At 36.1% G+C, this 16,814-nt stretch carries 11 protein-coding genes; 7 read left to right on the top strand and 4 right to left on the bottom strand.

The annotated features are described in order from the left end of the window. Positions 1-238: 238 nt before the first annotated feature. The 3 genes from FVQ77_15370 to gldJ all read left to right on the top strand — a co-directional run bounded on the left by FVQ77_15370 (position 239) and on the right by gldJ (position 6,449). Complete coding sequence (locus tag FVQ77_15370) at positions 239-478, top strand: hypothetical protein (protein MBW8051684.1); 240 nt, start codon at positions 239-241, stop codon at positions 476-478. A gap of 324 nt (positions 479-802) precedes the next feature. Beyond that, positions 803-4,765, top strand: a complete 3,963-nt coding sequence (locus tag FVQ77_15365) for a T9SS type A sorting domain-containing protein (GenBank protein MBW8051683.1) — start codon at positions 803-805, stop codon at positions 4,763-4,765. Between the two features lie 445 nt (positions 4,766-5,210). Beyond that, positions 5,211-6,449: a gliding motility lipoprotein GldJ gene (gene gldJ, locus FVQ77_15360; GenBank protein MBW8051682.1), complete on the top strand. Its 1,239-nt coding sequence runs from the start codon at positions 5,211-5,213 to the stop codon at positions 6,447-6,449. A 112-nt stretch (positions 6,450-6,561) separates the two neighbouring features. On the opposite strand, the gene FVQ77_15355 is transcribed toward gldJ, so the two are convergent. Next, complete coding sequence (locus FVQ77_15355) at positions 6,562-7,242, bottom strand: ComF family protein (GenBank protein ID MBW8051681.1); 681 nt, start codon at positions 7,240-7,242, stop codon at positions 6,562-6,564. A gap of 267 nt (positions 7,243-7,509) precedes the next feature. Here FVQ77_15355 and FVQ77_15350 point away from each other — a divergent pair, with 267 nt between their 5' ends. The 4 genes from FVQ77_15350 to FVQ77_15335 all read left to right on the top strand — a co-directional run bounded on the left by FVQ77_15350 (position 7,510) and on the right by FVQ77_15335 (position 11,462). Beyond that, positions 7,510-8,478 (top strand): rhomboid family intramembrane serine protease, encoded by a 969-nt coding sequence (locus tag FVQ77_15350; protein ID MBW8051680.1) that lies wholly within the window; start codon positions 7,510-7,512, stop codon positions 8,476-8,478. A 435-nt stretch (positions 8,479-8,913) separates the two neighbouring features. Continuing rightward, the gene (locus FVQ77_15345; GenBank protein ID MBW8051679.1) at positions 8,914-9,261 is read left to right on the top strand and encodes a carboxymuconolactone decarboxylase family protein; all 348 of its coding nucleotides are present in this window, start codon (positions 8,914-8,916) and stop codon (positions 9,259-9,261) included. Positions 9,262-9,274: 13 nt separating this feature from the next. Further along, the gene (locus FVQ77_15340) at positions 9,275-9,628 is read left to right on the top strand and encodes a hypothetical protein (GenBank protein ID MBW8051678.1); all 354 of its coding nucleotides are present in this window, start codon (positions 9,275-9,277) and stop codon (positions 9,626-9,628) included. Between the two features lie 64 nt (positions 9,629-9,692). Then, a complete protein-coding gene (locus FVQ77_15335) occupies positions 9,693-11,462 on the top strand; it encodes an ABC transporter substrate-binding protein (protein MBW8051677.1) in 1,770 nt (589 codons plus the stop codon). 52 nt (positions 11,463-11,514) lie between these two features. Here FVQ77_15335 and FVQ77_15330 read toward each other — a convergent pair whose 3' ends face one another. The 3 genes from FVQ77_15330 to FVQ77_15320 all read right to left on the bottom strand — a co-directional run bounded on the left by FVQ77_15330 (position 11,515) and on the right by FVQ77_15320 (position 16,521). Beyond that, the gene (locus FVQ77_15330; protein ID MBW8051676.1) at positions 11,515-12,498 is read right to left on the bottom strand and encodes a polyprenyl synthetase family protein; all 984 of its coding nucleotides are present in this window, start codon (positions 12,496-12,498) and stop codon (positions 11,515-11,517) included. An 89-nt stretch (positions 12,499-12,587) separates the two neighbouring features. Continuing rightward, a complete protein-coding gene (gene rnr / locus FVQ77_15325; GenBank protein MBW8051675.1) occupies positions 12,588-14,573 on the bottom strand; it encodes a ribonuclease R in 1,986 nt (661 codons plus the stop codon). 70 nt (positions 14,574-14,643) lie between these two features. Further along, positions 14,644-16,521 (bottom strand): ABC transporter ATP-binding protein, encoded by a 1,878-nt coding sequence (locus tag FVQ77_15320; protein MBW8051674.1) that lies wholly within the window; start codon positions 16,519-16,521, stop codon positions 14,644-14,646. Between the last annotated feature and the right edge of the window lie 293 nt (positions 16,522-16,814).

Genomic DNA, 16,814 nt, shown 5'->3' with positions numbered 1-16,814 from the left:
AACCATTTGTTGATTAATAACGAAAGAATCTATTTATTACAAATTAATGTTGCAAAACTAAATTGTTGCTACACTAAGTCGTTATTTAAATGAAGAGTCCACTCCAAAAAGTATGCACTGAACGAAGTGAACGTGTTAAAAAAGAAAAAATGCCACTAACCCCGCATATAAATTCTGGATAAAATTAAAAAATAAAAATAATATAAAAAAAATTAGTGATATAATCCCCTTAAAAATTATGGAAGCACTTAAAGAAGAATTAATAAATGAAAGAGATTTTTTTAAAATATATTCATTTTTTATAGGTGGATTAACTACTGGAATTGTAAGTTTCTTATTACGGGATGATTTTTATAGTAATAAAATTGTTTTAATTTTACTTGTAATTGGATTTATATTTCTTATTTTTGTAAGTGTTGCTTTTATACGCACTTATATAAGTATTAAAAAAATAACTAAAAGAATAAAAAGACTATGACTTTAAAAATTATATTCGCTATTATCTTAGGTATGCTTCTAATTGGTACATTTCTTTTTATAATAATATATTCTATCAAAGATGATATTGCAGATAAAAAAGAAATAGATAAATTAGTATGAATATTCGTAGCAATATTAATCTGTGTAATAATGTATAGATTTGTTTTTTAATTAATAAACAAACATCAATGGCATTATCATTAGAAAATATAGCTGAAAAAGTGCACTATCTTGAAGGCCAAACTAATGGCATTGTTGGTGATATTAAAGAGATCAAAGTACAGTTAGCAAAATTAGATAGTAAGTATTAACCATTTCAATCATGAAAAAAACAAACCGAACCTTCTTATTAGTATTAATAGCCATTATAACAGGTTTTTTTCAAATTATTTTGGCACGGGAAATTTCTGATACTATCCGGTATAAGAGCAACAATAGCTATGCTGCTGATAACAAGAGCATGGCTTTATGTGCACCGCCAAGTTCTCTCGCTTTATTAGACATCAATAATGTGAGGGCAACAATGTTAAATGCTGGAGATCTATGGTGGAACCTTAATGATGCGGGGTATGAAGTTCCCTATTCATTTTCCTGTGACTCCACACAACTTCCAAAACATTCTTTGTTTGCCGGAGCATTGTGGCTGGGTGGGGTTGATCCTGGCGGGCAGTTGTACGTTGTTTCTCAAAAATACAGGCAGGGTGGTGATCTAAGCTTCTGGCCCGGAGCATTAAACGATACTGCCGCTATTTCAGATACTGAATGTTTGGCTTGGGATAATCATTATAAAATAAATAAAGATTCTGTTTATGTTTTTAGATATAAATACCTGCAAGGATCAATAACTTCAATTAATGATATTCCTGATGAAATAGTTTATTGGCCTTCAAGGAATAATCCAAATATTACAGATCGTGACATGAATAAGCCTTTAGCGCCTTTTGTGGATGTAAATGTTGATGGAAACTATAACCCATTAGATGGGGATTATCCTGACATTATGGGTGACCAGTCTATATGGTGGGTAATTAATGACGCTGGAGGTATTAAATCACCTTTAACTCCAACTATTGGTTTAGAAGTTCAAATTGAAGCGTTTGCCTTTCGTGCCAGTAATGCATTGAATAATGCTACATTCTATAATTATAAGATCATTAATAAAGGGAGCAAAACACTGAATGATACCTATATCGGACAATGGGTTGACCCGGATATAGGACAATTTGATGATGATTATGTAGGTTGCGATGTGGAGAGGGGTATGGGATTTTGTTATAATGGTGATAATTATGATGAAGGTGTAAGTGGGTATGGCTTAAATCCTCCTGCCATTGGGATAGATATTGTTAAAGGGATATTAGCCGATCCCGGTGATAGTACTGATAATGACAGGGATGGCGTAACAGACGAGGCCGGTGAGCAAATTATCATGTCAAAATTTGTTTATTACAATAACGATTTTAGTATTAATGGAAACCCTGAAAGTGCACAGCATATTTACAATTATTTACAGGGTATATGGAAAGATGGCACAAAATTAACTTATGACGGAGGGGATGGTACTAACCAAGCCTATCCTCTTTGTGACTTTATGTTTCCCGGTGATACAGATCCTTATGGCTGGGGTGTTGGCGGATCGATTTCAAATCCTATATCAATGCCTGTTTGGGATGAAAATACGGCAGGAAATTTTCCTGCAGACAGAAGATTTGTTATGTCTTTCGGGCCTGTTACGGTATTACCCGGCTCTGTTAAAGATTTTACATTTGCCGTACCCTGGGCCAAGGCCTCAACCGGTGGCGTTTTTGCTTCCGTAGAAAAATTAAGAGAGGCAGATGATATTATCCAGTTGATGTTTGATAATAATTTTGTAAAACTTAACGGACCTGCAGCGCCCGATATAACGGATCAAACCGATAGCACGATCATACTTCAGTTTACTCTGTCTCAAAATTACATTTCCATTTTAAATGATGTGCCAATACAGGTTAATACGATAACTCACCAGGAAGGCAGCGGAAATAGAATTTATACTTTCCAGGGATACCAGGTATTTCAATTAGCTAATCAATATGTAACGTTAGCAGATTTGGATGATACAACTTCGGCTTTGGAAGTTGCTCAAAGTGATATTGCTGATGGAATTGATACGTTGAGTAATTTAGTATGGGATTTTGGTTCACAATCTTATGTTTATAAGACTATGGTGAAAGGGGCAAATTCAGGATTACAAAATACCGTTACAATAACTACTGATGCTTTTACCGGTAATCCATTGGTCGATAAAATGTATTATTATATGGTGATTGCTTATGCAAGCGCTGACCCTTTGGCTACTGATACTTCTTATGTACGTGGCTTTGGTAATGTAAAAGTTATTTGCGCTACTCCTGTCTATCCCTGGATTGATCCGAATGATCCTGATAATCCGGATACAGGGCTGCCTGTTAAAAGAATTACAGGTACTGGCAATATGGGTAGGGTTTTGGAATTATCAAATGAATCAATTGATTCTATCTTAACTAACAATTATGTAACACAACCTGTCTATAAATCCAGGTTTGCTCCGGTAAATATTACCGTTACAGACCAATCTGCCTTATCAGGCAATGACTTCAGGTTGGAGTTGTCATCTTATCTTGCCTATGAAAACACTTCGGGTACTTTTAATGTAGGCGACACGATCATTGCAGGAAATTTTCCGTTCTTAACCTCACCAACAGTTAAAAGCTCATTTCCGCAGTTACCAGGAGAGGGTATTATAAGGAGAATAGTTCAGGATAGTGTTACAAACGGTGTTTTAGATATAGAAGTTCTAAATCAATCTGAAGGAGGAACATTTGTTTTAGAAATTGATAGTTTTGCTCAGGTTGCTGGTCCATTTGGCCCTCAAGATGTTTTTGTAAAATATGCTATAAGAAGTGTACCCTTTTCAGTAAAGAATTCATCTGTCAGTGCCGTATCCATTGATTATAAAGCCAACGACTACTGGAAATTAATTAATGTTACAAATAATGATACTATTTATGCACAATACAGAATATCAGAGGGAATTCAGGAGTTGATTTCTCAATATGGCATAGCTATTCACACTGCTCATGCGAGTAATCCAGGGTATAAAATACGGTATTTTGAAGGTGGGCGCAATGCTTTTCAGATTGAAGGTACTGCAATCGAATTTCAAGATCCACAAAAGAAATGGCTAGATGGGGTTAGCAATAAGGATATAGCCTGGCTGCTTCCATTAGAAACTGCTCTCGATATTGTTGGTGTATATTTAAATGTGTTGAATGGTACCTGGGCTCCATACCATATAGCTGCTAGAGTAGGTGATAATGGCAGTTGGTATCAGATTGGAACAAGAAAGATATATAATCTCAATAATGTGGACATTGTGATTACAAGCGATATAAGTAAATGGACGAGGTGCCCTGTTTTACAGGTAGCTCCTCAAAGAGGCACTAATTTGAACAATAGGTTGTTAAAGAATGTTGACGTCCCGTCTGTTGGTAAAGATGGTCTTCCTGACGGTACTTTATCTCCATACAGAGATAGTGTGTCTTATGGTATGGGATGGTTTCCGGGGTATGCCATTGATATTGATAAAGGGATAAGGTTAAGCTTGGCGTTTGCAGAATCCAGTCAGGACGATGCGATAAATGGTAATGATCTTATTTGGCAACCTGATACAACTGCTAATGGAGCCAGGAGCTATATATATATTACACCCTTTAAGTATGATGGAGGAGATAGTCTGGAATATGTTTTTGATTCATTAATTTATAGTAAAATGTCTCTTCTTAATGGTGTCATAAGCCCTACTATAGCTTTTGTAATTAAAGATTTTTATAATGAATTGCTTTGGGTAGGCAATCCAAAATTAGCAGCAGGGCATACTTTACTTGAAACGGATGTAAAAATAAGATTAAGGGTAGACAGAGCCTACCAGGCGTATGGGATGGATAATACAAAGGCAAACAATCCGGTTTATTTCTTTGGTTCCAGCATTACAGGCATTAAGGAATACGAATTGCCGGGAACTAATATGGTGTTAATGTATCCCAACCCCTCTTTAGAGGCTATTTATATCAGAATTAGAGATATAAATAGTAAGATCAGATCATTTAAGCTATATGACGTCAATGGGCAAATGGTTCACTCTCAAAAGGATATCAAGACGAATACGCTTAGAATAACAAGAGAGAGTTTTAGAAGCGGAATGTATTTTTACAGAATAATAAGTGATAATGATAAAACATTTACAGGAAAACTGATATTTGAATAACAGGAATAGCATGTCAGGTGGAACACCCCCCATACCCCCCCTTAAGAGAAAAGTCGGCAATCTACAGTCCCCAGTCGGCAAAAAACAATTGCCGACTGCTCCCGAGTACTCGGGATGGACTGTTGATTGTGGACTGCCGACTGCCGACTGTGGACTGCCGATTGCCGACTAAAAGGTATTCAATGTAAATAGAGGAGACTACCTGACATCACAACAAGAGACTCGTTTTAATTTATAGGTATATTATTTAAACAAAAATCCATCATATCCGTACTAAAGCATTTACAACATTTTTTAGGCTTTACAATATTTTTAAAATCTGTGCGTTTTCAAAGGGAAGTTTTATTTTTTCAAAGTACTCATAAAATTAATTTATAAAAAACTTGTGGATTAAATTAACAATATTTATATTGCCGCCCGTTTAAGAAACTTAAATATTAAAATCATGAAAACAGTTATGAATTTATTAAAAGGTATATCTTTTATATTTTCCGCTGCAGTGTTATTCTCTGCATGTGGGGGAGGCGCTTCAGGGCCTACAAGCAGGAGCCCTGGATCCGGAAGTACAGTAACAGGAATAGCCTATAATGAAGAAGGTGGTTACCAGGTGCCTGATTATATAACCCCGCCCGGAGCTCCCAACCTGGTTTATATTGAAGGAGGAAGAACGGTACTGGGTTCTTTTGAGCAGGAAATGCTTGAAACCCATGACAATACAGAAAGAACCGTTACTGTTGCTTCTTTTTATTTGGATGAAACTGAGGTTGCTAACATACACTGGCTCGAATATCTTTTTAATGTAGCAAAAGATTCCTCTGAAGAATTTTTTCAATCAGCCCTGCCCGATACAACTGTATGGGGAAGCGAATTAGCCTTTAATGATCCTTATGTGAAATACTATTTAAGGCATCCTGGTTTCAGGTATTTTCCCATAGTAGGTATTTCGTGGCTCCAGGCTGCTGATTACTGTAAATGGAGAAGCGGGGTAGTTAGAAGAAATCTTATCCAGTTGTCGGGTGTTGAATTACCCCCGGGAGCTGAAGAAATGCCTATCGAAACAGGCTTGGTAATTCCTGATTACAGGCTTCCAACCGAAGCTGAATGGGAGTATGCTGCACAGGCGCTGATAGGCGTTCAATGGCTCGATGAGAACCAAACGCATAAAAGATTATATCCGTGGGATGGTCATGCTTTGAGAAATCCTTTTGGCAGTGAAATGGGTAATTTTCTTGCTAACTTCAAAAGAGGCAGAGGTGATTATGCCGGTATCGCAGGTAAGTTAAATGACGGGGCTATGATAACAGCATGGATCTATCAGTATCCTCCAAATGATTACGGATTATATAATATGGCAGGTAATGTTAGTGAATGGGTGCTGGATGTTTACCGAACTTTAGCTTTTGAAGATATGGACGACATCAACCCACTCAGAAGAAATAACACAGAAGTAGATTATACCAAACACCTCTATCCCAGGAGGGTTTTCCTTGATGAAGAAACTGAATATGATAAAGAAGGGTTTCAGTCTTTAATTGACGACCACGTGAGAGTGTTTAAAGGAGGTTCGTGGAGAGACGTTGCCTATTGGATGTCGCCAGGTACAAGAAGATTTTTAGACGAGGACTCTTCCACTGCTGATATTGGGTTTAGATGTGCTATGATAAGAGCTGGAACAAATTATTAAATCATATAATTGACTGATTAGTTACAAAAATCCAATTGACTCTGAGAACCCGGGTGCTATTGGTAACTTTTGTCAACTGCCTGCTGTTCCCGAGTATCGGGATCAACTTTTTTCATTGTGCTGCTGCTATGGTTGCAATACTAACTTCCTTGCAGCCATTCTCCAGAACAGTCATTGCACAGGCTTCGAGTGTAGAACCGGTGGTAACCACATCATCTACTATCAAAACTCTTTTGTTGGTGATCTTTTCCTGCGCTATTACTTTAAATATCCCTTTTACGTTCTCATAGCGTTGATATCTTTTTTTGTTGGTTTGCGTAGGATTCAGAATTTCCCGCTTCATAATATGCTGGCTCCATTCAACGTCCATCATTTTTGACAATCCCCCTGCAAACATATCGCTCTGGTTGAATCCCCGTTTTCTTAATTTTTTTTGATGTAACGGCACAGGAATAATAATATCAAATGCTAAATTAAATTTATGTTGTACCAAAATATTGCCATACCAGTTGCCAAGAAGTTCGCCTAATTCTTTTACTCCCTCATATTTAAATTTGTGTAAAACCTGCTGTACCTTACCACCCCTGATATATTTAAAGTACGATAGAGCATACTTTAATGGAACTTTCCCCCAAAATCTCCTGAAAAGATTATTATCAATATTTTTGTGATAATCTGTCTGGGGCAGTTGGTACCTGCAATGCGTGCAAATATATTGCTCTCCTTTTACCAAAGACTCGTTGCAGGCATAGCAATATTCAGGAAATACCATTGATATAAAATCAGCTAACATTTTCTTTTGAGGTTAACGATAATTATCCCGCCTGTCCCCCCGAGTAGAGACGCCCAAATTGGGCGTCTCTACTCGGGGGGGAGTATTCGGGATAGAAATTAGGTTAATTTACCTTTTTAATTATATCTTTGCAAGGTAAATCCCCGTAAATATAATATAGATTATTAACAGGGCATCTCTAAAAACTACATATTTTTTAAAACACACCCCTTGCCCCTCTTGATAGAGGGGAATGTATGGTGTAGTTTTTAGAGATGCCCAACATTTATGGTAGTTCCATACGGAGATATCAACCCTAAATCAAAAATTCCATATATCAATTACTCATTTATTGGTATAAATATAATTATTTTTTTAATGGTCAATTTTCAAACCGAAAATGAAATACTCAATATTTGGACAGAATATGCCTATATCCCTGAAAAATCCACCTTCACAGCCTTGTTCACCTCTATGTTTTTACATGCAAATATTTTTCACCTTCTTGGTAATATGCTTTTTTTATGGATCACAGGTGATAATATTGAAGACACATTAGGCCATGGGTTTTATATTATTTTTTATATTGTCGCAGGAGTTGCTGCTACTATTGTTTATTCATTAACTCTGTCCGTAGGGGCAGGGTCTATCCCTACTCTTGGCGCCTCAGGCGCTATTTCAGGTGTGCTGGGAGCATATTTGGTATTTTTCCCAAAAAGCCGTATAAAATTTTTCTACTGGTTCTACTTTCTTTTTGGTAGATTTACACTGCCGGCACTTTATGCAATTGGCTTTTGGTTTGTATTTCAGCAGCTTTTCCCTACGATGCTTGGAGCCACTGAGACCTCAGGCATTGCATACTGGGCACATATAGGAGGATTTTTGTTTGGGGTTGTGATCGCGCTCTTTCTTAAACTAACGGGACTCATAAAAATTCATAATGCTAATTTTTTATATAAAGCCGGAGATAAACTTACTAATAATTATTATTTCTTACTTTCTAAATCTAGTCTTAATCTTAATATTTATAAAAAACCATCATTAAAACCGGTAACGATACATTCAGTGAAAGTGAATAAGTCAGGAGACGAATTAGGCACGATCATTAAAAGACATACATTTCAGGTTGTTGAAGAGGGCAGTGTTTCAAGACTTGAGCCCTGGTATAAAATCAATAATATTCCCGGGTTGGATAAAAAAGAAAAAGGATATGTAAAACAATCCGAAGTATTGAAAAAAGCAACTAAACGATGTTAATTAACCCGATATTAATCCCACCTTTGGCGGGACTAATGGGCATCTCTAAAAACTACATATTTTTTAAAACACACCCCTTGCCCCTCTTGATAGAGGGGAATATATGGTGTAGTTTTTAGAGATGCCCTAATGATACGAATAAAGAAGCAGACATCGAAAAACAGTTAGATAGTGTTTTCTCATTAGTAACATTAGTATAAATTCGCCTGCCTGCTGCCCGCCTGCCATTTTGCGGGCAGGCAGGCAGGTATATTTAGTATTATACATATGAGTCCACTCTAAAAAGTAAAAAATTGAAAAGAAATCGTTTCTCGCAAAGACGCAAAGTTCGCAAAGTATTGAATATCAATTAGTTAAGTATATAACTTTGCGCTCTTTGTCCCGAGTACTCGGGAAGAACCAAAAACACTTTTTAGAGTGGACTCACATATTCGTATGGAAAATTTAAAAACTTTTGAGCAGTCAAGGGAAAAAATGAATAAAGTGATATTAGCTTCTGACAATAAAATAATCAAAAGACTGTTTAATCTGGATACCAACGCATTTAATGAAGGCAGTATTGATTCAAAAACCAAAGAGATGATCGGTCTGGCTTGTTCAATGGTATTAAGGTGTGATGATTGTGTTAAATATCATCTCATAAAATGTAAAGAGGCAGGTGTTAGAGAAGATCAAGTATTTGAAATTTTTGCTATTGCAAATGTCACTGCAGGGACGGTCGTAATCCCGCATTTAAGAAGAGCCGTTGCTTTTTGGGAAAAAATTAAAAAAGACATTAAATAGATACAAATAATTCATGAAGCGGATTGACCCTGAATTAGAGGGGAAATGGAATGAGCTAATGGAAAAATTGAGCCGGATTTTTCATAAGAAACCTGAAGATCTCAATGCGGTTCTATTTTTAATCGGTGTTCAGGAATTAGGACAAGGAATTAAAAATTATTCTAAAGAAGAAAAACAAGACCTGATACATATTGCAATATGCAAATTATTAAGCCTCTTGGGTTATTATGAACTGGAAGGACACGATAAGGACGGTTGGCCTCATTGGCGCCTTGTAAAAAAACTTCCTCATTTTAACTTAGTTGAGCAGGATAGCCTGCTAAAAATGCAGGTTATAGAATATTTTAAGGATTATTTAAAAAAATAACTTATTACTTGCATTGTAATAAAATAATTCTTACCTTTGTACCCTTTACTAAAATTCTATACTTATGAAATTCATAAAGTTTTTAGTCGCATTATTCCTTGGAAGCTCAATATTTTATTCATGTGGTACTCAGGAAAATGAGCTTGGGGGGAGCAATGCTCCCAAAGAAGGTAAAGGAGGCAGGTATATTGGGGGTGTATTCAGGTGTAATGAAACTGAGTTTTTTAGAAACTTATTTCCACATAGCATTGTAGACGCGGTATCTCACCGTATAGCATCCCAAATTTATGAAGGTTTATTAAAATTTGACCAATCGGATTTGAGCCTGAAAAATTGTTTGGCCGAAGAATATACTATTGATTCCAGCGGCACTGTTTACACTTTTAAAATTAAAAAAGGCGTATATTTCCATGATGATCCATGCTTTCCCAATGGAAATGGCAGAGAGCTAAAGGCGCAGGATTTTAAATATTCCTTTACACGATTATGTACAAAAGGCGTCAATAATCAAGGCTTTGATGTATTTAAAAATATCCTGTTAGGTGCAAATGAATATTACGACGCAACCGAAGGTGATAAAAAACCTGACTTTGAGGTTGAGGGCATCAAAATAATTGATGATTATACATTGCAATTAACCTTAACAAAACCTACGTCTGTTTTCCTCTATAGCTTAGCCAGACCAAATACTTATGTGTTTCCTAAAGAGGCGTATGAAAAATATGGTTTAGAAATTCGTGTTAAAGCTGTGGGAACCGGGCCATTTTATTTATCAAGCGTAGATGAAGATATTTCAGTAATTCTTAAAAGGAATAAGAATTATTATGGAAAAGACGCCTATGGGAATAAGCTTCCCCTTCTGGATGCACTTAGTATTCAATTTATTAAAGATAAAAAGACCGAACTGTTTGAATTTAAGAAAGGTAATCTGGATATGATGTATCGTCTTCCAACAGAGTATATTATTGAAATATTGGAAGAAGCAGGTACTGATTTAAGTGGGGAGTATAGTGAGTATAACCTGCAAAGTCACCCGGAAATGGCTACGCAATTTCTTTCATTTCTTAACACGGGTAAACTATTCAATGATATAAATCTACGAAAAGCTTTCTCTTATGCAATTGATAGAGAAAAGATTCTCGATTTTGTACTAAATGGAGAAGGGTTTGCACCGGGCTATCATGGTATTACACCTCCCACATTTGACAACTATGATATTGATCAAATTAAAGGTTTTACCCTCAATGTTGATTCTGCAAGATATTATTTAGCAAAAGCGGGGTATCCGAATGGAAACGGATTTCCTAAATTGGTTTTAGACTTAAATGCAGGAGGTGAAAGAAATACCAACGTAGCAATAGAAGTTCAAAAACAACTTGATAATAACCTTAATATCGAAATCGAATTAAATATTGTTCCCTGGGCTCAACATAATGAAAATATTATGAGTGGAAAATCTGAGTTTTTCAGGATAGGATGGGTTGCGGATCTGCCCAGGCCTGAAAACTTCTTATGGCTTTTTTATGGTAAACAAGTACCAAAATCACTGGAAGATAAATCATATCCTAATTTCGCAAGGTATATCAGCGATGAATTTGACGAATTATATGAAGCTGCCCTAAACGCAAATAGTATTGAAGAAGCCAATGAATACTTTATGCAAGCCGAAAAGGTTATGATCAAAGACGCCCCTGTAATTATACTTTGGTATGATGAGGGCTATAGAATGTTGCAATCCTACGTTAGAAACTTTCCTGACAACCCAATGGAATTCCGGGATTTCTCAGAAGTCTTTTTTGAATATCCTAAAGAAGCAAAAGAAACAGGCGCTTAAAGAAATGCCTAAAATTGAAAGTGCCTAAAATTTTAGGCACTTTAAGCATTTTTTATCTATCTCTATCAATCAATTTAATAGCAAAATCCTTTAATATTGTTATCTTCTCTGCGTCAGAACTCACCTTTTTCAGGGTTTCAAATGATTTTTGAAAATATTTACTCATTTCTTTTTCAGTGTCTTTTTTAACGTTGAGACTGTCATATATTTCAGTAATAGCTTTCACTTTTTTATCCCCATTCTGTTGTGAGTCCTTTATATTAAGCCAGTCGTTAAGCGCTTTATACTCATATTTGTTTGCATTTTGTAAAGCTAATAAAAGCAAAAATGTTTTTTTATTGGCTATGATGTCTCCCCCTACCCTCTTTCCTGATTTGCCTTGTTCAGCATACACATCTAAAAGGTCATCTTTTATCTGGAATCCAATACCAACGTTTGTGCCAAATTCCCGGAGTAATTCAGCATCTTTTTCGTCAGCGTCTCCTATAATTGCACCCAACTCAATACTGAAACCGAGTAAAGCTGCGGTTTTATAAGTTATCATTTCAATATATTGATGAATACTCACATCATGCACTTTTTCAAAATTCAGATCCAACTGCTGTCCTTTGCATACTTTTGAGGCACATTCATTAAAACGGCCTATTACTTTTTTAATTTTGTCATCTGCAACCCGACTGATCAATTCATAAGATTTAATAAGCATGACGTCACCTGATAATATAGCAATATTTTGATCCCACTTATTATGCACCGATGGTTTGCCCCTGCGCAAAGGCGCAGCATCCATAATGTCATCATGCATTAAGGTAAAATTGTGGAACAGCTCAATGCCAACAGCAGGCTTAATAGCCTGCTGAATATTATCAGAAAAAAGATAATTTCCCAGAAGGGTTAGAAGAGGCCTTAATCTTTTGCCCCCGAGAGCCAGGATGTAGCGAATTGGATCGTAAAGTTCTTTGGGAGCATCTCCATAGTTATATGATGTTATCTCCTTGTTTATTATTCCGGTAAGGGCAGTTATATCAAATGGCATGCTTAAATTATATACGAATAAAAATACAACCACAAATTACACTAAAAATAATATAAAAAGAAGGGCTAAGAATTAAAAAGGATTAACACTTAATCCGCAAAAACCAGATCAATTGTCCTGCGGTCCAGATCTGTAGATTTAACTTTTACTTTAACAAGATCTCCCAGTGTGATCATTTTTTTTGTTCTTTCCCCAATTATCCTGTAGTTTTCAGCATCCAGGTAATAATAATCATCTGACATATCACTCATTCTAACCAAACCTTCACATTTGGTCTTCACAATTTCCACAAACACGCCCCATTCTGAAACTCCTGAAACGATTCCTTCAAATTGCTCACCTATATAATTGCTCATGTATTCTACCTGTTTATATTTTATGGATGCTCTTTCAGCATCACTAGCTACAATTTCCATTTTGGAAGCGTGATTACATTTTTCCTGAAGTGCGTTTTTATCTACAGAATTGCCGTTTTTTAAATAATGATAAAGTAAACGATGCACCACCATATCCGGATACCTGCGTATTGGGGAAGTAAAATGTGTATAATGCGCGAAAGCCAATCCAAAATGTCCATCTGTATCCGTACCATATTTAGCTTTTGCCATGGTTCGAATGGCGATATTTTGTAATACATTTTGTTCAGATTTGCCTTCTACCTGATCAATAAGCTGGTTAAGAGATTTTGAAATCCCATTGGTTTTCAAATCAATATTGTAACCAAACTTACCGGCAAAAATTGCAAATAATCTCAGCTTTTCTTTATCGGGAGAATCATGTAATCTATAGACGAAGTGCTTTTTATCTTTCCCTTTTGTTAGATTAAATACAAATTCAGCAACTTTTTTATTAGCCAGGAGCATAAAATCTTCAACCAGCTTATGGGCCTCTTTCCTCTCTTTCGGATGCACAGAAATTGGGACGCCATCCTGATTGAGCTTGAATTTCACTTCCAGTGTTTCAAAAGCAATAGCACCGTTTTTAAATCTTTTTTCCTGAAGCTTTTTAGCCAGATCATTCAATACATTTATCTCTTTAGCAAAGTCACCCTGTTTTGAATCAATGGTTTGTTGTACTTCGTCATAAGTAAATCTCCTGTTAGAATGAATGATCGTTTTACCAAACCAACCATTTTTTATATTGGCCTGTTCATCCAGCTCAAAAACTGCCGATAATGTCAATTTATCTTCAAGAGGTTTTAATGAACATAGATCGTTAGACAATTTTTCCGGCAGCATGGGAATGACCCTATCCACTAAATATACTGATGTACCTCTTTTAAAAGCTTCTTTATCCAAAAGCGTATCATGCTGAACGTAATGTGTAACATCAGCAATATGAATTCCTATTTTCCAATTTCCATTTTCTAATTTACTAATTGAGATTGCGTCATCAAAATCTTTTGCGTCTTCAGGGTCAATAGTAAAAGTAGTAATATCCCTAAAATCCCGTCTTCTTTTTATTTCTTTTTGAGAAATTTGAGAGGAGATTACTTTTGATTCTTTAATGACATTCTCAGGAAACGAGAAAGGTATGCCAAATTCTGCCATGATGGATTGCATCTCAGCATTGTGTTCACCGGCTTTTCCCAATACTTGTGTAACAATACCCACTAAACTCGGCTGTTTTGAGCGCCCTTGTTTAACACTTTTGTCCGGCCATTCTTTGATCTTTACAATCACTTTATCGCCATTGGAAGCATGATTGATATCCTCATGTTTAACAAAGATGTCACAATGCATCTTTTTACCATCAGGTATAACAAAGGCGAATCCCGGGGAGATTTCAATTTTACCAACAAAATCCTCTCTCTTTCTCTCTAATATTTCCAGGACTTCACCCCCAAATCGATCTTTTTTTTTGGCATAAACGGCAACCCTGACAGTATCGCCATTTAAAGCGCCATTAAGATTTTTAGTTGATATTTTTAAATCATTTTCAGTTTCCTCACTAACTATATATGCAAATCTTGGGTTAACATGATCTACGCGTCCTGTAATATAAGTGTCCGAAAATTTATTTGGTTCCCTCATTCCCTTAGGAATATGTTTTTTCTTTTTACGATTTCTACCCATTGTTAATATAACCACGAATTACACGAATTTTCACTAAAAAAGGGAATTAGTGGCAAAACATTAAAATTTTTTAAACATAAGCCTGTCTTTTCAACTGTGCTTTCCTTATATCATCCAGGTTTCCTTTCGGAATAGCATCAATAAGCTTTTTGGTATATTCTTTCTGAGGATTCCGGTAAATATCTTCAGAAAATCCCATCTCTTCTATTCGTCCTTCATTCATAACGATTATACGATCCGACATGAATTTTACAACCGACAGATCATGCGAAATAAAGATATAGGTAATATTATAATCTTTTTTTAACTCATTCAGCAGGTTAAGTACCTGGGCTTGTACTGAAACGTCCAGTGCAGAGACACATTCATCACAGATAATGAATTTTGGATTGATTGCTAAAGCTCTTGCAATACAAATTCTTTGTCTTTGACCACCTGAAAACTCATGCGGATACCTGTTGAATTGATGTTTGCTAAGCCCAACAGTTTCAAGCAACTCGATAGCTCTTTTTTTACGAGCGTATTCAGTTTCAACTATCCCATGTACACGCATAGGTTCCATGATAGCTTCACCAGTTGTAATACGTTCATTTAGCGAGGAATAAGGATCTTGGAAAATTATCTGTATTTTTTTTCTAAGCTCTATTAATTCAGTGACATGCAGGTCGTTAATTTTTTTCCCCTCAAAAATAATTTCTCCATCTGTGGGCTCGACAAGTCTGAGTATTGTTCTGCCAAGCGTGGTTTTACCACAACCGGATTCTCCTACCAAGCCAAGCGTTTCCCCCGGATAAACATCAAAACTTACATCATCAACTGCTTTCACGTAATCGGTAGGTTTCCCAAATAAGCCTTTACGAATAGGAAAATAGGTCTTTAGGTTTTTAACCTGTAGGATTGGCTCTTTCTTTAATAAATTATTGTATCTTTCTCTTAATTCCGATTCGCTTACAAAATTTGCCAGGATTGCTTCTCCTACTGACGAAAATTGATTACTTCTAATCTCAATAATGTTACCTTCTTCATCCTCTTTCATAAAGTCTGTTATTACGGGAAGTACCTTTAACTGCATATCTAACCTCGGACGGCAAGCTAATAATCCTTTGGTATACGGATGTGCCGGATTACTGAAGATCTCATATACATTATCCTGCTCAACAATTTTTCCAGGATACATCACAACTATTCGATCAGCGATTTCAGCAATAACGCCTAAATCATGGGTAATAAATACGATTGACATGTTAATTTCATCTCTCAGGCTACGCATAAGATCAAGAATGGTGTCTTGTACAGTTACATCCAACGCAGTGGTAGGTTCATCAGCAATCAGGATAGAAGGATTACATGATAATGCCATGGCAATCATTACCCGTTGCTTTTGTCCGCCCGAAATTTGATGCGGATAGGTACTGAATATTACTTCAGGACGGGGCAGCTCAACTTTCTTAAAAAGCTCTATGGTCTGGTTTTGTGCCTCTTTTTTATTAATATTCTGGTGCAGCAAAATAGCTTCCATTACCTGATCACCACAAGTGTACACAGGGTTTAGAGATGTCATCGGTTCCTGAAATATCATAGAGATCTCATTGCCCCTGATGTTTCTCATCTCTCTTTCAGAAAGTTTTAAAAGATTAATGCTGCCATTATTTTTTGAATGATAAATTATTTCACCACCTGTAATAGAACCATGTGCGTGAGGTATGAGGCGCATGATCGAAAGGGCAGTGACCGATTTGCCAGAACCAGATTCACCAACAACGCCCAATGTTTCCCCTTTCCTTATTTTAAAGCTTATGTCATCAACAGCTTTGAGGATCCCCGATTCTGTTTTAAATTGAGTTTTTAAATTATTGATTTCAAGCAGAATATTGTTTTCTCTGGGTACTCGGAGTGATTTCAGCAACGCTGTTTCAGGTTGTGTATTTAACAGGGTGTCAGTTGGCATTTTAAGTGGTTTTTTTCAACCAAAGGTAATAAATTGTATCGAAACTTCAATGTTTAAATGAAATTATATTTCAATCTATTATTCCCCGACTTTGTCGGGGCAGGTGTGCTATTAATGAACAGCTACCGGGCTCTGGTTACTGGGTTCTGGGTTATTTGCTTTCGGTAAGTAGATTGGTAATTCTTTCTGAGATTAATCACTACCAGTACCGAGTACCTAGTGTAGCAACAATTTAATTACGCAATATTGTAATCATAAAATATATTATTTCATTGTTCAATTGTTAAGATGGT

Source organism: Cytophagales bacterium (assembly GCA_019456305.1).
GTDB lineage: Bacteria > Bacteroidota > Bacteroidia > Cytophagales > VRUD01 > VRUD01.
The sequence above is the reverse complement of the archived record's forward strand: the minus strand, read 5'-3'. Positions and strand labels throughout refer to the sequence as shown.